Genomic DNA, 17,620 nt, shown 5'->3' on the forward strand with positions numbered 1-17,620 from the left:
TGTTAGGTCGGTCGGCTATTTGACAGCCCCGCTTCGGGCACAGGTCGCCCCACCCCTTCAAGGATTTTAAGCGGGCGTTTCACCGCCTCCCCCAGACCCGGACGACGGGGAGCAGAGACCTGCTTGGACACTTCGACAATCAACACACCACCAGAAGCGATGAACGGCAATTTATGCCCCAGATCTTCGAGCACATTCGCCAGTTTGCGCCATATCCGCTTCTTAGAGGGGGGCTGATACAGCACTGACGAGGCTCGCTCGACAACAAAGTTGTGCTGCCTGAGTTGAGCCTCAAGTTGGCTCAATGAATAGGGCCGCCCGTATCCGAACGGTGTTTTGTCCGATCGGGACCAGAGGCCCGCACGGTTGGGCACCACGAAAACAGCTCGCCCCCCTGGTCCAAGAACACGCCAGCATTCCTCTAAAACCGCCGTCGGATTCTCTGACGTCTCCAGCCCATGCATCAAAACAAGCTTATCGACCACGCCATTTTCGAACGGCCACATCATTTCTTCACATAGGACACTGACATTCGGCTGCCCCGCAGGCCACGGCATAACCCCCTGTGGCCCTGGCATCAGCGCCACAACCCGACGCGCATCATCTAAGTAAGGACGCAAAAGCGGCGCAGCAAAGCCAAAGCCCGCAACGGTTTGCCCTTTCGCCTCGGGCCACATCGCAGTCAATTCACCACGGATAACCTTTTGTGCGGCCCGCCCCAAGGCGCTGCGATAATAGAAATTGCGCAGATCAATTACGTCGAGATGCATTGCGGTCGGTGGCCTTTGGGCTAGTCTCTTTATCAAAGCTTAACCGAAGATCGTGACAATGCCATGCCCCTTGAACTCATTACCTTGCCCTGTTTGACCGATAACTACGCCTATCTGGTCCGAAACACTGAAACGAATGAGGTCGCACTGATCGACGCCCCCGAGACTGGACCGATTTTGTCCTACCTAGACGCACATGGCCTGACCCTCGGCACCATTCTGCTCACCCACCACCACTGGGACCACGTGGACGGCGTTCCTGATCTTGTCGCAAGATATAATCCCAAAATCATTGGCGCCGCCGCCGATGAAGCGCGCCTACCAAAGCTCGACCACTCTGTGGTAGATGGTCAAGAGATCACCATTTGTGGCGAACCCTGCGAGGTGATCGACGTCTACGGCCACACCATCGGGCACGTGGCGTTTTACTTCCCCCAAAGCGGCTATTTGTTCAGTGCTGATAGCCTAATGGCATTTGGCTGTGGTCGCTTGTTTGAGGGAACACCCGCACAAATGTGGGTCAGCATGCAACGCCTCCGCGCCCTGCCCGACGATACTTTGGTCTGTTCTGGCCATGAATACACAGCATCGAATGCCAAATTCGTGGCCACCATTGATCCGAACACTCCAGCCGTTCAGGCCCGCATACAATCCACGGCCGAAGCCCGCGCAAGGAACGAGGCGACTGTTCCATCGCTCCTCAGCTTGGAAAAAGCGACCAATCCCTATTTGCGTGCAGACCATCCAGACCTCAAAGCCGCAGTCGGCATGGAAGGTGCATCAGACCTCGAAGTATTCACCGAAATTCGCCGCCGAAAGGACAATTTCTGATAGTTTGGTGCAAAAACATTCCGCGCTGACGCGCCGTTACAGGGCGATGACGCGAAATGTGAAGCGAATATGAAAGAAAGTCCTTGAAGGTTGGGCAAGAAAACCAAACTTTAAAGGTATGAGGCCACAGTCGAACGGAACGTGTTCCGCGAGACACCGAAAGAAAGGAGCACTCATCGTGCCATCTTTTTCGACCACACTTGAGCAGTCCATCCATGCGGCGCTGGCTTTGGCCAATGCGCGTCGTCACGAACTCGCTACACTCGAACATCTTTTGCTGGCCCTGATCGATGAACCCGACGCCGCACGCGTCATGAAAGCGTGCTCTGTCGATCTCGATGAGCTGCGCAAAAACCTCGAAGAATATATCGACGACGATCTGTCGACCCTGATCACCGAAGTTGACGGGTCCGAAGCCGTGCCCACCGCTGCGTTCCAGCGTGTGATCCAGCGTGCGGCGATCCACGTTCAGTCTTCGGGTCGTACCGAAGTCACGGGTGCGAACGTCCTCGTCGCGATATTTGCGGAACGCGAATCCAACGCGGCTTACTTCCTCCAAGATCAGGAAATGACCCGTTATGACGCGGTCAACTTTATCGCGCACGGCGTTGCCAAAGACCCCGCCTTTGGCGAGGCACGTCCGATCATGGGCGCTGACGATGACGAAGATCGCACGACGGAGACAGCGACCGAAGCAGCCGAAGCGAAAGACTCCGCTCTCGCCAAATACTGCGTGGACCTGAACGCGAAATCCGCGAAGGGTGACGTTGATCCGCTGATTGGCCGCGATCACGAGGTTGAACGCTGCATTCAGGTGCTTTGCCGTCGCCGTAAGAACAACCCGCTTCTTGTGGGGGATCCGGGCGTTGGTAAAACCGCAATCGCCGAAGGCCTCGCCCGCAAGATCGTAAACGGCGAAGTGCCCGAGGTGCTATCTGAAACGACGATTTACAGCCTTGATATGGGCGCCCTTCTCGCCGGAACCCGCTACCGTGGTGATTTCGAAGAGCGTCTGAAGGCCGTTGTTTCCGAACTCGAAGACCACGACGATGCCGTTCTGTTCATCGACGAGATCCATACCGTTATCGGTGCGGGTGCGACCTCTGGCGGCGCGATGGATGCGTCCAACTTGCTGAAACCTGCACTGCAGGGCGGCAAGCTGCGCTGCATGGGCTCGACCACATACAAAGAGTTCCGCCAACATTTCGAGAAAGACCGCGCACTTGCCCGTCGTTTCCAGAAAATTGACGTGAACGAGCCTTCGGTTGAGGACTCGGTGAAAATCCTGCAGGGCCTGAAGCCTTACTTCGAAGATCACCACCAAATCCGTTACACCCACGATGCGATCAAATCCGCCGTGGAACTATCGGCCCGTTATATCAACGACCGCAAACTGCCCGATAAAGCCATCGACGTGATCGACGAGGCAGGTGCCGCTCAGCATCTGGTCGCTGAATCCAAACGCCGTAAAACCATCGGCGTGAAAGAGATCGAGGCGGTCGTAGCCAAAATCGCACGCATTCCACCGAAGAACGTCAGCAAAGACGATGCGGAGACGCTCAAAGATCTGGAGAAATCGCTCAAGCGCGTTGTGTTCGGTCAGAACCTCGCAATCGAAGCGCTGTCCTCGGCGATCAAACTGGCGCGTGCGGGTCTTCGTGAACCTGAAAAGCCCATCGGGAACTACCTCTTCGCGGGCCCGACAGGTGTTGGTAAAACAGAGGTTGCGAAACAGCTTGCAGATACGCTGGGCGTCGAACTGATCCGTTTTGACATGTCCGAGTATATGGAGAAGCACGCGGTATCACGCTTGATCGGTGCCCCTCCGGGTTATGTCGGGTTCGATCAGGGCGGTATGCTGACCGATAGCATCGACCAGAACCCGCACTGCGTTCTGCTTCTCGACGAAATCGAAAAAGCGCACCCAGATGTCTACAACATTCTGTTGCAGGTGATGGACCACGGGAAACTGACCGACCACAACGGTCGAACGACGGATTTCCGCAACGTGATCCTGATTATGACCTCGAACGCGGGTGCCGCAGAGCAAGCGAAAGAAGCGATCGGCTTTGGTCGTGACCGTCGCGAAGGCGAAGATACCGCTGCGATCGAACGGACCTTCACACCTGAATTCCGCAACCGTCTGGACGCGGTGATCCCGTTCCAGCCGCTGCCGAAAGAGGTTATCCTGCAGGTCGTCGAAAAGTTCGTTCTGCAACTCGAAGCGCAACTCATGGACCGCAACGTCCACATCGAACTCACACCAGCTGCCGCCGCTTGGCTCGGCGACAAAGGCTACGATGCGAAAATGGGTGCACGTCCGCTGGGACGTGTCATTCAGGAACACATCAAAAAACCGCTGGCCGAAGAACTCCTGTTCGGCAAGCTCACCAAAGGCGGTGTGGTTCGTGTCTTGGTCAAAGACGACAAACTCGAACTGGAAGTCGAGCCACCACAGCAAGGTCGCCTGACAGGAAACAAACCACCGCTCTTGACCGCAGATTGATGCGTGCGGGGGCACTGATACTAATTACTCTCGCCGCACCAGCTGTGGCGAGAGACCCACTTTTCGGATTGCCGATTGATTGCGATCTGTCGGACACCTGTTACATGCAACAATTCGTTGACCATGACTCGTCTGCGGGCGTGATCGATTTTGCCTGTGGTTCGCTAACGTATGACGGCCACAAAGGAACAGACTTCGCCCTACCCTCACTCGCTATGCAAGCCCAAGGCGTCAATGTGATCGCAGCGGCCCCCGGAACGGTGCGCGGCGTTCGCAACGACATGGTCGATATCTTGCAAGGGCAAGCCGGTGCGCCCGATGTGTCCTCTAAGGAATGCGGAAACGGCGTCGTGATCGACCACGGCAACGGTTGGGAAACCCAATACTGCCACATGGCCCAAGGGTCCGTAACGGTTAGATCAGGCGATCACGTGGCAATGGGTCAAGTCCTCGGTCAGGTTGGGCTATCGGGCCAAACCCAGTTCCCACACGTACATTTTTCGGTCCGCCACAATGGAGAGGTCGTGGATCCCTTCGACCCGAACGATGAGGCCACTTGCGGACCGTCGAACACCACGCTCTGGATTGACACGCCGCCAACGCCTGCGGGCGGCCTGATCAGCACAGGGTTTGCCCCAAACGTGCCCGAATATACGGAAGTCAAAGCAGGCACTGCAGGCGTGGTAGAGCTTGATCAATCTGGCAATATCGTCCTCTGGGGTTTCTCGTTCGGCGTTCAATCCGGTGACGAAATGACGTTTGAAATCATCGGACCCTCTGGCCCAATCTTCGAACACACCGAAACCTTGACCCGCGATCAAGCGATGGTCTTTCGTGCCAGTGGCAAACGCGCACCCGCGTCAGGTTGGGACACAGGCGACTACGCAGGAATGGTCACGTTGCAACGCGACGGAACCGAGCTAGACCGCCAAGTGATCAATGTCACCGTTCGGTGAGCTTCAATTCGATCCGACGGTTCTGCGCCCGTGCTGCATCGCTGTCTTCGGTATTCAGAGGTTGATATTCACCAAATCCGTTGGCCGACAAATGGGTCGGATCAATGCCTTGGCTTTCAGACATGAACCGCACCACAGATAAGGCCCGCGCTTGCGACAGTTCCCAGTTGTCACGGAATTCGCCCAAGCCCGACAAAGGAATATTATCGGTGTGCCCATCGACGCGAATGATCCAGTCGATGCTGTCGGGGATATTGTCCGCAACTTGGCGCAAAAGCGTCGCGACCTTAGCAACTTCGGCCTGACCCAAAGGCGAGAGCGTCGCGCTACCCGGAGGGAACAGAACCTCTGAGGCAAAAACGAAACGGTCACCTTCAATACGCACGCCGTCCTGATCGGCCAAAACTTGGCGCATCTGACCAAAGAACTCCGACCGATAGTTTGCCAGTTCTTTTGTCTCTGCCTCTAGGCGCGCGCGTTCCGCCTCTTCTAACTCCAGCCGACGCGCATTTTCCGCAGCCGCACGGGCCAACGCCTGATTGAGCCGCCCAGAAAGGTTCGTGATCTGAACCTGCGCTTCGGTATCTGCCTGCTCTGCCAAATCGAGCAAACCTTGCAGGTTGGCAACTTGGCTCCGCAATTCAGCAACATTGGCGTTCAGAGCCGCCACCTGACGCTGACTTTCGGCAGAGAGCGCTTCTTCTTCCGTCAAACGCTGCTGGGCCACCGCTAAAAGGGCCGCCTGACGCTCTGCCTCGGTCAATTGCTCGGTCTGCTGCGCGGCCAAATCATCCCGCGCGGCCTCTGCCGCGGCCAAGAGCGTGAGAGTGTCCTCGGCCTCTTTGCGCTGCTGTTCGAGAGCCAATGTCATCGCTGTAATTTCGGCGTCTGCATCTGCGAGGCGTGCACGCAACGCCTCTAGCGCGGCGGCATCGGCCAAACGAGCAGCTTCTAGTTCAGATACCTGCGCTTGACGCGCAGCACCGCCAGTTTCCAACTCGGCAATTGTCGCCGCGTCCTGATCACGTTTAGCCTCAAGGTCTGCGATCAATGCTTCGAGGGCCTCACGACGAGCCGCAGCAAGACGGGCATTCTCGGCAGCATCGTCAATTTCCGAACGCGCTGTCGCGAGGGCGAGGTTCAGCGCCTCAGCCTCGGACATCAAACGCGCCTGTTCGGTTTCCAGCCCCGCGACCTGATCCCGCAAATCGGTGCGATCCGCCAGCAAACCCGCAATCTGCGCCTCAAACCCTGTGATCCGACTTTGCGCATCAACGAGTTCGGCCGTGACGCGATCCCGCTCGGCCGTCAGTGACGCGATCAAGGCAGCTTGCGCCTGACGGTCGTCTTGGGCCTGCGACAGATCCGTGGTCAACTGCCCGACCTGACTGGCCAGTTGCGACGACCGCGATTGTTCGAGGCCCAGCGCATTGGTCAATGATGCAATCTCGGACGAAAGCTCCTCAAGCCGCGTTTCCTGTCCCGTAATCTTTTCACGCAGCACAAACTGGATCACCATAAAGATAGTGATGACAAACATCAGGACCAGCAAGAGCCCCGTCATCGCATCCACAAACCCCGGCCAGATCGAGGCATTGAAACGGTTGGTGCTGCGACGACTGATCGCCATTAGCTATGTCCTGTGCCCGTTGGGCGTTTCGTTGCGCGCAGCATGCGAGTGATGTTCGCAAGATCGCCACGCAATTCACCCACGGTTTCCTGACGACCCGACGACAGCTCTTCGAGGATTTTCAGAAGCTGCACATCTATCGACCGCAACCGCATCCGGCTTTCGGCATCAATCCCGTCAACACCGCTATCTTGTAGTTTCTGGGCGAGCCGCATTTGGGCCTCAGCCGCCTCTTGCAATGCGGGACGCACGTCGGTCGCATCAATCTTCTGGGAAAGCCCCACAACGGCTTCGGTCAAGCGCACGAGATAAGCATCGGTTTGACCACGGCCTGCCTCTGCCTGTTCAAAGAGCGCCCGCAGGGTGTCGATCTGATCCGCCATTTGGTCGAGAACACCACCATAGGGGTTCCCTTCCATCGCTGGTCCCTCGTCCCCGCTCGAAAACCCGAGGCGGGTGATCGAGGACATCCATTCTTCGAGGTCGCGGTAAAAACGGTTCTGACCATGTCCCGCAAAGAGTTCCAACAGGCCAACAATCAGAGACCCCGCCAAACCGAGGAGCGACGACGAAAACGCTGTGCCCATCCCGCCCAACTGCGCCTCAAGGCCCATTTGCAGTTTGGCAAAGATATCGCCCGCAGCACCATCATCAGCGTTCAACGACCGAATGGTTTCGACCAACGCTGGAACCGTCGTGGCCAGACCATAGAACGTCCCCAAAAGGCCGAGGAAAATCAATGTATTGCCTAGATACTTGGTGATTTCGCGATCTTCGTCGATGCGGCTGGCAACGGAATCCAAGATCGACCGCGCAGACGAGCTAGACAGTTGCATACGTGCTCCGCGCGACCGCAGCAGTGTTGCCAAAGGCGCAAGCAGCGCAGGTGCGCCCTGAACCTGTTGGTCCCTTGCAAAACGTTTGATCCAGCCAACGGACGACACGAGCTGAACAACCTGCCCAAAGCACGACAATACGCCCAAGACAAAAACAGCGCCAATCAGCCCGTTCAAATACGGGTTAGACCAGAAGATCGACAGCAACGTGGACAATGCCACATAGACGCCAGCACCGATCAGCCCCAATGCGATCAGCATCATGGTGATCTGTCGCGTCGGTTGCGAAAAATACGGCTCGGCCTCGGGTTCCCTAATGTCCGCCACGGGTTGGGTTCCTCGCGTTAGTTTATTGCAGGAACCATAAGGCCCTGAGACTGAATTCCCAAATGAAATATATGGGATCAGACTGCGATTATTGCCTTAACGCGCCCCACGAGCCACGCCATTTCATCATCGCAAATGCCCATCTGCGTCAGATGCGCCGCAGTGTTGAAAAGATATTCGGTATTTGGCCCGCGCCCACCGACAGCACGCCCGATCATCTGCGCCTGCGTTTCGAGCGGCAGGTGACAGTATTGTTCGTGATCTGGGTCGATAATGTAGGTCACTGCCTCAACTGTTCGCCCGTCATGGAGCGTAATCGGTAGCACTGCCTCAAGATAGGCCGACGACACCAATTCACGTTCGCGAAGCGCAGTTATCACGGCCTCGCGGTCCGCATCGGCAACCCGAAATGCAACACCCGTGCAGCCAGCGCCATCCTGACGGTCCAAAGCCAGAACGAGTCCCGGCTCTTCGATGGTGCCACGATGGTGGATGGAGAGCATACAAAAAGACCGATGAAACCCGTCCAGTCGCGCCTGAATGGCCTCCTCGGGTTCGAAACCGGGGTTCCACAAAAGCGAGCCGTAGCCGAAGACCCAAAGCGGGGAATGTTCTTTTCCTGTCATGATCCCATGGTTAAACACGAAACAAGTTCGGGTTAAAGGGGGCGACATGAGGATCAAAGGCTGGGCGATCACGGGCGTCGTGGTTTACGGGCTCTATTGGGCCGCCGGTTCATTTGGTTTGCAAGCCTTGGTGCGGTCGGCCATTCAGGCCGACATCTCGTCAAAAGCTCAGAATGTGGCGCTTCAGTGGTCACCACTGCGGTTTACCACCCGCGTGGATGGCTACGAGAGCCAAATCGATGAATTGACCACGCTCATCGCCGAATCCGCGAAGGTGAGCATTCCCTCATACGCCCCGAACCGCGCCCGCATCGACATGCTCGGGCCCGTTCAAATCGTAGGCCCCGCATGGACGATCAAGGTTTCCGCTGACGAACTGTCAGTTGGGGGATCAGTGCAAATCACACGAAATGGCGACCTTGGACGATTTGACCTCAGCGGATCGAATGTTGTCATTGAGGACCCAGATACAAATGCGGCAACCATAGAGGCTCACCTCGTTCCCTCAGACAAAGGTGTCTACGATCTCGATCTATCGATGACAGACGTCACTCTGATGGCTGAGATAAAGACTTCCATCGACCCGACGCACCAACTGCCCGAGATGGTCAGCCAGTTCAGCGTCAACGGCGCCGTCAAATTCGACCCCGCCCCTGCTCTATTCGCGACATCTGACCCTATAATTGCAGGCATGGACTTTGCGCCGCTCAAACTCATTTGGGGTGACATTGATCTGACCGTCGACGGGCTCATCGACATTCAGTCTGACGGCACGCCAAGCGGTCAGTTGGATGTAACCATGAAAGGCTGGGAAACGGTCTTACGGATGCTTGCCGCGAACGGCGCGATCAAACCCGCCAACTTGATGGGGTATCAGGCGATGGCATCGGGTCTTGCGAGCGACGATGGCAGCATCACACTTCCCCTGATTTTTGCGGATGGGCAAATGCGCCTTGCTGCGTTCCCGCTAGGGCCAGCGCCAAAACTACGCTAACTCAATCGACTTTGGTTGGTTTGCGGCCAAAGTCGGGAGCGTCGGTGTCCTGACCCGCTTCAATGATGCCGCGACGGATCGCGCGGGTGCGGGTGAAATAATCGAACAACAGATCACCATCGCCCTGACGAATAGCGCGCTGAAGGACGAACAGTTCTTCGGTGAACCGCCCCAAAATTTCCAAGGTCGCGTCTTTGTTCGTCAGAAACACATCGCGCCACATCGTCGGGTCAGAGGCCGCAATACGGGTGAAGTCACGAAAACCCGCTGCAGAGAACTTTATCACCTCTTGATCGGTGACGCGGCGCAGGTCATCGGCAACGCCAACCATCGTGTAAGCGATCAAGTGCGGCGTGTGAGACACCACCGCGCAGACTAGATCATGGTGGTCAGGGTCCATGATTTCGATATTCGCGCCGATCCCCTTCCAGAAATCGCACAACCGATCCAACTCACCCTGATCGACAGTCTCGGGCGGCACGACCAAGCACCAACGGTTGTCGAACAGCGTCGCAAACCCTGATCGAGGGCCAGAATGTTCGGTCCCCGCCATCGGGTGACAGCCGATGAAATGCGCGTGTTCGGGCAGATGCGGCACAACGGCGTCGAACACGGACTTTTTCACCGATCCCACATCCGTGACCATCACACCCTGTTTCAGATGCGGGGCAATCGCCGCCATCACTGGACCCATCGCACCGATCGGTACGGCCAGAACAACGAGATCTGCGTCTTTAACAGCCTCTTCGGCGGTATCGACAACGCGGTCGACCAGATTGATCTCGCGCGCGATATCACGCGTTTCTGCGGACCGCGCATAGCCCACGATTTCGTTCGCGAGTTTTCCACGACGAATGGCCAGCGACATGGACCCTGCAATGAGGCCCAATCCGATCAGGGCAACACGGTTATAGGTGGCCATCAGCGGACCCCCTTAAACGTGCCGATGACATGAACCACGCGGCGGCACGCAGCCTCGTCGCCAACGGTGATCCGAAGGCAATTCGGCAGGCCATAGCCACCCACACGGCGCACGATGATCCCGTCGTCCTTGAGCGCGGCATCGCAAGCGGCTGCTTCGTCTTCGGAGGCAAAACGCGCCAGAATGAAGTTCGCAAAGCTCTCATCAACCTGCACACCCATCTGGATCAGAGCGTTGGACAGCCAATCACGCCACTTTGCATTTTCGGTCCGGCAACGTTCAACAAAGGCAACGTCGCGCACGGCAGCCTCTGCGGTCGTCAATTGTGTCTCGGACAAGTTGAACGGCTGACGCACACGGTTCAGCACATCAATGATGTCTTTGGCCGCATAGGCCCAACCGATCCGCAAACCGCCGAGGCCGTAGATTTTAGAGAACGTGCGAGTCATGATCACGTTGGGATATTGATCCACCAACCCAGAGCCGCCATCGAATCCGTCGACGAATTCAGTGTAGGCGCCGTCGTGAACGAACAACACATCGGACGGCAGACCCTCGATCAACCGCACAAGCTCTGCCTCGGTCAGCATCGTGCCTGTCGGGTTTGCAGGGTTCGCTACAAAAACGATCCGCGTACGCTCAGTGACAGCCGCCAAAATGGCGTCGACATCCACACGGCGATTGTTTTCTTTGACTTCAACAGGAACAGCACCGACCATCTTTGCGAGGATCGGATACATCGAAAACCCGTGTTCGGTGGTGATGATCTCGTCACCAACACCCGCGTAACACGTCGCGATGAACTGAAGCACTTCGTCCGAACCCGCACCGCAGATCAATTGATCGGGAGAGAGGCCATAGACTTCACCAATCGCGGCCCGAAGGCTCGCATGGTCGGTCGAGGGGTAACGATGCAAGTCCTGAACGCTGCGGGTAAATGCCTCGCGTGCTTTGTCGGAAAACCCATAGGGGTTTTCATTCGACGACAGCTTGAGCACGTCGGATTTACCAGCGACCTTGCTTTCGCCACTGACATACAGTGCGATATCCATGATGCCGGATTGCGGTTTTGGCGTCTTGGTCATGTTCTGCCCTCGGGTTGTCGGACCTTCCTTAACGATGGTTTTGACCCGTTTCCAGAGCACAGATCGACACGGATGAAATAGCTGCCCGATTTCAGGCGGCATGTGGCAGATTGATCGGTTATAACGAGTACATGTTATTCAGTTTACCAGACCCAGATACACTCTATGACGCGCTTGTAGCGCGGGACGCTTCCTATGATGGTCGCGCCTATGTGGGGGTAACGTCGACAGGCATTTTCTGTCGACTGACCTGCCCCGCACGCAAACCCTTGCGAGAGAACTGTCGGTTCTTTGCAACAACAGCAGAATGCATTGCAGCCGGGTTCCGTCCCTGCAAACGCTGCCATCCCATCGGCACGAGCGCGGAGGCTGACCCTGTAATCGCCCGTCTGCTTGCCGTGCTCGACGATGAGCCCGATCGACGCTGGACCGAAGGCGATGTGGAGGCGATGGGGTTTGACACCTCGACCGTGCGACGGGTGTTTCGGCGACAATTCGGTATGACGTTTATTCAGATGGCACGACAAAGGCGGATGAGAATGGGCGCAAAAACATTGGCCGAAGGCGGCAAAGTCATCGAGGCACAATTGGACGCGGGCTTCGACAGTCCTTCAGCGTTTCGTGCGTCATTCGCGAAACTGTTGGGCGTTGCCCCATCTGAAATGCGAACGGATGCGGCGTTGCGGGCTGATTTCATCGACACACCACTAGGTGCCATGATCGCCGTGAGTGACGCGAAATCCCTCCGGATGCTCGAATTCCCCGAACGCAAAGGTCTGGCCGCACAGCTAAATCGCATCTTCGACACCACGAAAGGATCAATGGGTTTTGGGCGGTTCGAGGCGACTGATCAGGTTGCCGAAGAATTGGTTGAATTCTTTGCGGGCAAACGATCAACGTTCGACGTGCCCCTCGCGCAAAATTACGGGACATCGTTCCAGCGCGAAGTCTGGGAGGCACTCCGTAAAATCCCCGCAGGCGAGACACGCAGCTACGGCCAACTCGCCGCAGAGATCGGACGCCCAACGGCGATGCGCCCTGTGGCCTCGGCCAATGGTGCGAACCAAATCGCGCTCGTTATCCCCTGTCACCGTGTCATCGGCGCAGATGGAACACTCACAGGTTACGCAGGTGGCTTATGGCGAAAGCAAAAACTGATCGAAATTGAACGCCAGTTTCGGTGAACCAAAAGAAAAAAGGCTGCCCGAAGGCAGCCTTTTCCCGAATATCGGCTAAGAACCAGATTAGTTCTTAGCGTAGAATTCGACGACGAGGTTCGGTTCCATCACAACAGGGTACGGAACGTCCGACAGGCCCGGAGTGCGAACGAAAGTCGCGGTCATTTTGTTGTGGTCAGCGTCGATGTAGTCAGGAACATCACGCTCGGTCAGCTGAACAGCTTCGAGAAGAACGGTCATCTGTTTCGACTTCTGACGAACTTCGATAACGTCGCCTTCTTTGACGCGGTAGGACGGGATGTTTACCGATTTACCGTTAACCAGAACGTGGCCGTGGTTTACGAACTGACGAGCAGCGAACACGGTTGCAACGAACTTCGCGCGGTAAACAACAGCGTCCAGACGACGCTCGAGCAGGCCGATCAGGTTTTCACCGGTATCGCCTTTTACACGCTCTGCTTCACCGTAGATGCGGCGGAATTGTTTCTCGGTCAGGTCGCCGTAGTAGCCTTTCAGCTTCTGTTTAGCGCGCAGCTGCAGACCGAAGTCCGAGATTTTCGCTTTGCGGCGCTGACCGTGCTGGCCTGGGCCGTATTCACGCTTGTTTACTGGCGACTTAGGACGACCCCAGATGTTTTCGCCCATGCGGCGGTCGATTTTGTACTTGGCAGACGTGCGTTTGGTCACGGCTGATCTCCTTCGTTATGGTCGACGCCCCGAAGGGCGACTATGAAGGGCGTTGTCCTCTTGGCCGAAGCCATGACAGGAATCCCCTTGCGGGGCCCACCAACACCAATGAATGGGCGGCTTATAGAGGCGAGAGCGACAGAGTCAACGCTCTTTTGTCACATAAGCCGACTGTCATGCCGTAGGATTTCCACTTCGCTGCCAGACAAAACACGACGCGCAAACATACCGTAGGTCTGCGGGTCGCCGCCAAGCTCTGGCATCCGCTGGAAGAGGCGTGAACGATCGGCCTCGTTCAAGTGGGACAGTGCCGCGCTTGCCGGGTGAAAACTTTCGGTTTCGACCTTATTCGCAAAAACGACTTCATGCTGCGGAAGAAGCATGTGGATATAGGTCACTTCACGCACCGAGCGGTCCACATAGATCGAATGATCGTTCACCAGATCGCGCGCGGTCACCAGCACCTCATCCGCATTGAACAGGGCACGCGCACGCGCACCTTTGAGGATCATGCGGTGATCAGGCGATACAAGAAGTCCCTCGTCAGGCACGTCCTTATCCAAAGCCCCCGCCCGCATACGGATCGGCGCATAGTGCGGCATCGCGAACAAACGCGCGCCCGTCACACGGCGCGTGCCGATCCAGAGAATTTCTTGACAGCCGTTGTCTTTGGTCTGAACCCGATCGCCTTCGCGCAAGGATTCAACGAGACGAGGCCCGTGTTCCGTTTGAATCGTCGTCCCAGGAGTAAAGCAAATAACACCGCCTGGCGCGGCACTGATCTGATCAGGGCGCTCTAGGTCGATGTTATGCGACACGATCCACATTTCACGATGACGCGGCGGAATATGCCCGATGAACATCAAGAGTGGCGGACGACCACGGCCCGTTTCGATCAAGGTCACTGTCCACGTGTCCCGACCATCTGTAATGCTGAAACTCTTTTCAAAAAGAGGATGATCGATCTCTACCTCGATCCCAATAGGATTTTTAGTCTCGACCGCCTGCAACATGCGTCGCACCGAATGCGCCGCTCTTTTTCGAATGTCTGCCTCTCCGGCCGCAATCCCCAAAGGAAGCACAGAATTCGGGCCATCCACCCGAACTGCATCCCCTGTCCAAGCCCAAGTCGCCCCTACGCGAAACGCGTCGCGCGGCGCGGACCAGAGCCCGTCAATCTCACATTGCGCCCAGGAAATGACAAACGTGCCTAGAAAGCCCGTTTTCATGCCCGTTCTCTGCCTCAGTCTGCCCGCGTCTTTTGTCCCGCGCGGATCTGACTTCAAAATAAGCAGGTGGATTCTCGCGAATCAACCCTAAACGTGAGAACGCGTTAACTTTTTAATTAGAAGTTGAAATTTAGCTTCAGCGAGCCGACGATTTGGCCCTCTTCTTGACCGAAGTATTGTTCGGACAGGTAGGTTGCGCCGTAATAGAATGAAATCTTCGGCGCGATTTGCCAGTTGAGGCCAGCGCGAATGCGATAGCGGGTATCTTCAACCTCTGCACCAAAGCTGGCGGGGAAGTAGATGCTATCCCCGACAATCGCGTAATCAGCCCCCAAAAGGAACGCGAGCCCGCGGTTATGAGAATCCGCCAGTTTGAACCGTTGCCCCGTGACCGGATCGCGGCCATGCGCCACGTCAACGGCCACGTCCCCGAATTGGAAGTCTGCCCCAACGCGGATCAAATCCTCTGCCCCATACTGCCCCTCAACAAACGGACGCAGGTATGAATGGCCAAAGTCGATTTCGCGGGCGATCTCGGTTGTCAGGGTCGGATAGACACCATTCGCTATTTGGTTTGCCTCGACTGAAGCCGCGATTTCTGGGGCACCCACGCGGTCGTGGAAATTCCGCTGAAACTCCATCATGCCTGTCTGAGGGCCCACGACAACGATGTCCGTCCCCACGCTGATTTCCAGATCGTTGATCTCGTAATGGGTATGCGCCCCAACCGACAAAATACCCGCATAAGCACGGTCCGATGACTTCGCACCATTCAGGTTTCGCGGCGCGATGACTTCGGAGCGCAGACGAAGCTCCATCAAACCAAAGGGCTGATCGGCATAGTCGCGTTCGTTATCTTTCGAAAATGCAAACGACAGAACGTAGCTGCCCGTGCGCCAGCGATCTTCGTTATCCCCAAAGTAGTCGTTGTTGAACAGCCGACCAACGCCCGTCAGGCCCCAGCCGCTCTCGGTTTCGGCAACAGCAGCGCCTGATGACAAGATGAGAGACGACAGGACGACAGCGCGCGCAAAGGACATACCATACCCCACAATTAGTATACACGCGGAGGTTTAGAACAAGCAGGGCAAATTTATAGCTAAAATTTCTATTCTCCCGCGCCCACGCGGTAGCACAGCGCTATCTAGCGTTGCGCAACCCAGCGGCGACTGTCAAACACAGCGCATGACGCAGCACACCACTCAGAAAACGCACCTCGTACTGATCGCCTTTCTCACGGGCGGGCTTCTAACGATTATGACGCTATTGAATGGCCAAGTCGCATTAGGAGGCGGCGCGATCTTTTCGTCATGGGTGGCGCATGGCGTCGGAACTGTTGCAGCTATCATCGCGCTCATCGTGCTCTTTCGGCGCCGCCCGAAGGGAGGCGCGCGTTCACCCGCACCGCTATGGGCCTACCTCGGCGGTATTTCGGGTGCTTTGACGGTGATCCTTACCTCAACGACGGTAAATACACCGCTTGCTCTCTCGGGCACCATTGCCCTTGGCCTCGCGGGACAGATGGTCTTTGGACTTAGCGCGGATGTGTTGGGGCTGTTTGGCCTTCCCAAACGTCGGTTGGCACGGCGCGAGCTGTTCTCTTTCGCAATGATCTGCGCGGGTAGCTTGATCATCATCTATTTGGGACGGGTCTGATGGGAATTTGGATTTATGTCTCCCTCGCCTTTGCCGCGGGATTGCTGGTCGGACTAAGTCGCCAAATCAATGGTCGCCTGTCGCTCTCCACAAGCCCCTTAGAATCATCGTTCTGGAATCATGCGGTGGGTTTCGCGGTACTCTGCGTGATCGCCCTCTCCATCGGATGGTCCCACCCCCAAGACGGCCTCTCTGACATCCCGCTGTCCGCCTACGCTGGGGGCGCGGTTGGCGTGGTCTTTATCGCGTCATCCAGTTGGCTCATCGCGCGTATTGGCGCTGCGCAAACGGCTGTATTGGTGATCGCAGGGCAAATGGTATCGAGCGTGATCCTCGATATCGCGATGGGAACTGCTGGGGTCGCGTGGGCACGAACCTTGGGGGTTGCATTAATCCTCGCAGGAATTTTCTACGGTCGACGTTCAAGAGACTGAATTTCCCGCTTGCGCCGCCGCACAGAGATGATTAATACGCCCCTCACGCACAGAGTGGCCCGTTCGTCTATCGGTTAGGACGCCAGGTTTTCAACCTGGAAAGAGGGGTTCGATTCCCCTACGGGCTGCCACTGCATTTCCCAAAATATTTTAAAAACAATATGTTAGGTACTTATTCATCTAGCGTGTATGCCGGTCCGTATACCAAATTGATTATGGACAACATTGGTCCTGAGCTGACTGAAGGTTCACACCCTCACACTCGTACTCTCCAAGAAACTTGACGATGAATGCCCTTCTGGGACATGTCACTGGTGTTTATCCAATGGCGGACTGATTATGCTCTCGAAATTCAAAAATAAAACTGCCAACGATGCACCAGCCGACGATAAGCATTCGCCGAGCGATCAGAAGCTTCAGTCATCGGCATTAGACGCGGCACCTACCAAAAAACCATTTATGCCACCCTATCGAGAAGGCAGCGTTACTGACAAACGTCGCTCAGTTCTTCATGAAGGGATCAAAATCGAAGGCAACTGGACAAGTGATGGTGTTGTCGAGTTTGGCGGGACGATTACCGGCGACCTTACCGCTGACATTCTAGTGGTGACCAAAACTGGGAAAATCACAGGCACAATTCGGGCTGATCAAGTCATGATTGAAGGACAAGTGATAGGCAAAATCTTTGCCAAATCTCTCAGCTTGAAACCGACCGCAAATGTAGAGGCCGACATCACCTCACCTACCTTGAGCATGGATATGGGTGCAAAATTCAACGGCGCAATCTCGATGCCACCCCAGAAAACTATGATCTGATGCCGCTACCTCAAAGTGCTAACGCTGATAGATGTGCCTTATAGGGCATACAGACCCTGGGGCACTCTCGCCTCCCACTAAATACTATCCGACATGCAATACCTGGAAATGAATATGTCCTAGGTTTTGGTCTCGAA

17 protein-coding genes and 1 tRNA gene are annotated in these 17,620 nt (G+C 56.2%); 9 read left to right on the plus strand and 9 right to left on the minus strand.

All coding sequences use genetic code 11. The features are described 5' to 3' along the window. Positions 1–2: 2 nt before the first annotated feature. Positions 3–770 (minus strand): class I SAM-dependent methyltransferase, encoded by a 768-nt coding sequence (locus tag BSK21_RS10640; protein WP_067551498.1) that lies wholly within the window; start codon positions 768–770, stop codon positions 3–5. A 63-nt stretch (positions 771–833) separates the two neighbouring features. Here BSK21_RS10640 and gloB point away from each other — a divergent pair, with 63 nt between their 5' ends. The 3 genes from gloB (at position 834) to BSK21_RS10655 (ending at position 5,063) form a co-directional block, all read left to right on the plus strand. Continuing rightward, on the plus strand, positions 834–1,601 hold the full coding sequence (gene gloB / locus BSK21_RS10645; protein WP_067551501.1) for a hydroxyacylglutathione hydrolase: 768 nt from the start codon (positions 834–836) through the stop codon (positions 1,599–1,601). 178 nt (positions 1,602–1,779) lie between these two features. Continuing rightward, positions 1,780–4,107, plus strand: coding sequence for an ATP-dependent Clp protease ATP-binding subunit ClpA (gene clpA / locus BSK21_RS10650; RefSeq protein ID WP_067551503.1), 2,328 nt, complete (start codon positions 1,780–1,782; stop codon positions 4,105–4,107). Between the two features lie 104 nt (positions 4,108–4,211). Next, positions 4,212–5,063, plus strand: a complete 852-nt coding sequence (locus BSK21_RS10655; RefSeq protein ID WP_231924825.1) for a M23 family metallopeptidase — start codon at positions 4,212–4,214, stop codon at positions 5,061–5,063. On the opposite strand, the gene BSK21_RS10660 is transcribed toward BSK21_RS10655, so the two are convergent. The 3 genes from BSK21_RS10660 to BSK21_RS10670 all read right to left on the minus strand — a co-directional run bounded on the left by BSK21_RS10660 (position 5,050) and on the right by BSK21_RS10670 (position 8,482). Further along, a complete protein-coding gene (locus BSK21_RS10660; RefSeq protein WP_067551509.1) occupies positions 5,050–6,693 on the minus strand; it encodes a peptidoglycan -binding protein in 1,644 nt (547 codons plus the stop codon). The two genes, BSK21_RS10655 and BSK21_RS10660, sit on opposite strands and share 14 nt — an antisense overlap. Continuing rightward, on the minus strand, positions 6,693–7,790 hold the full coding sequence (locus BSK21_RS10665) for a biopolymer transporter ExbB (RefSeq protein WP_067551692.1): 1,098 nt from the start codon (positions 7,788–7,790) through the stop codon (positions 6,693–6,695). The genes BSK21_RS10660 and BSK21_RS10665 overlap by 1 nt, the downstream gene beginning before the upstream one ends. Positions 7,791–7,933: 143 nt before the next feature. Then, positions 7,934–8,482: a gamma-glutamylcyclotransferase gene (locus BSK21_RS10670; RefSeq protein WP_067551512.1), complete on the minus strand. Its 549-nt coding sequence runs from the start codon at positions 8,480–8,482 to the stop codon at positions 7,934–7,936. A gap of 46 nt (positions 8,483–8,528) precedes the next feature. Here BSK21_RS10670 and BSK21_RS10675 point away from each other — a divergent pair, with 46 nt between their 5' ends. Then, complete coding sequence (locus tag BSK21_RS10675) at positions 8,529–9,476, plus strand: DUF2125 domain-containing protein (protein ID WP_067551514.1); 948 nt, start codon at positions 8,529–8,531, stop codon at positions 9,474–9,476. A gap of 1 nt (position 9,477) precedes the next feature. On the opposite strand, the gene BSK21_RS10680 is transcribed toward BSK21_RS10675, so the two are convergent. Both BSK21_RS10680 and hisC read right to left on the minus strand, forming a co-directional pair. Then, positions 9,478–10,398 carry a prephenate/arogenate dehydrogenase family protein gene (locus BSK21_RS10680; RefSeq protein ID WP_067551517.1) on the minus strand — a complete coding sequence of 307 codons (921 nt, stop codon included), beginning with the start codon at positions 10,396–10,398 and terminating at the stop codon, positions 9,478–9,480. Continuing rightward, positions 10,398–11,483 carry a histidinol-phosphate transaminase gene (hisC, locus tag BSK21_RS10685; protein WP_067551521.1) on the minus strand — a complete coding sequence of 362 codons (1,086 nt, stop codon included), beginning with the start codon at positions 11,481–11,483 and terminating at the stop codon, positions 10,398–10,400. The genes BSK21_RS10680 and hisC overlap by 1 nt, the downstream gene beginning before the upstream one ends. 131 nt (positions 11,484–11,614) lie before the next feature. Between hisC and BSK21_RS10690 the strand changes: the two genes are divergently transcribed. Further along, positions 11,615–12,667, plus strand: a complete 1,053-nt coding sequence (locus tag BSK21_RS10690) for a bifunctional transcriptional activator/DNA repair enzyme AdaA (RefSeq protein ID WP_067551523.1) — start codon at positions 11,615–11,617, stop codon at positions 12,665–12,667. A gap of 60 nt (positions 12,668–12,727) precedes the next feature. Here the strand turns inward: BSK21_RS10690 and rpsD are convergent, their stop codons facing one another. From rpsD to BSK21_RS10705, 3 genes are all read right to left on the minus strand, one after another. Next, positions 12,728–13,348: a 30S ribosomal protein S4 gene (gene rpsD, locus BSK21_RS10695; protein ID WP_067551526.1), complete on the minus strand. Its 621-nt coding sequence runs from the start codon at positions 13,346–13,348 to the stop codon at positions 12,728–12,730. Between the two features lie 158 nt (positions 13,349–13,506). Further along, entirely contained in the window at positions 13,507–14,577 is a 1,071-nt protein-coding gene (locus BSK21_RS10700) for a Hint domain-containing protein (protein WP_067551529.1), read from the minus strand. 116 nt (positions 14,578–14,693) lie between these two features. Further along, positions 14,694–15,617: a lipid A-modifier LpxR family protein gene (locus BSK21_RS10705; protein ID WP_067551532.1), complete on the minus strand. Its 924-nt coding sequence runs from the start codon at positions 15,615–15,617 to the stop codon at positions 14,694–14,696. Positions 15,618–15,762: 145 nt separating this feature from the next. Here BSK21_RS10705 and BSK21_RS10710 point away from each other — a divergent pair, with 145 nt between their 5' ends. From BSK21_RS10710 to BSK21_RS10725, 4 genes are all read left to right on the plus strand, one after another. Next, positions 15,763–16,233 carry a DMT family transporter gene (locus BSK21_RS10710; protein ID WP_067551535.1) on the plus strand — a complete coding sequence of 157 codons (471 nt, stop codon included), beginning with the start codon at positions 15,763–15,765 and terminating at the stop codon, positions 16,231–16,233. Beyond that, positions 16,233–16,667: a DMT family transporter gene (locus BSK21_RS10715; RefSeq protein ID WP_067551538.1), complete on the plus strand. Its 435-nt coding sequence runs from the start codon at positions 16,233–16,235 to the stop codon at positions 16,665–16,667. Before BSK21_RS10710 ends, BSK21_RS10715 begins: the two co-directional genes overlap by 1 nt. 56 nt (positions 16,668–16,723) lie before the next feature. After that, positions 16,724–16,798, plus strand: a tRNA-Glu gene (locus tag BSK21_RS10720). Between the two features lie 208 nt (positions 16,799–17,006). After that, the gene (locus BSK21_RS10725; RefSeq protein ID WP_231924826.1) at positions 17,007–17,483 is read left to right on the plus strand and encodes a polymer-forming cytoskeletal protein; all 477 of its coding nucleotides are present in this window, start codon (positions 17,007–17,009) and stop codon (positions 17,481–17,483) included. The last annotated feature ends 137 nt before the right edge of the window (positions 17,484–17,620 follow it).

The sequence above is a fragment of the Marivivens sp. JLT3646 genome, from assembly GCF_001908835.1.
Lineage (GTDB): Bacteria > Pseudomonadota > Alphaproteobacteria > Rhodobacterales > Rhodobacteraceae > Marivivens > Marivivens geojensis.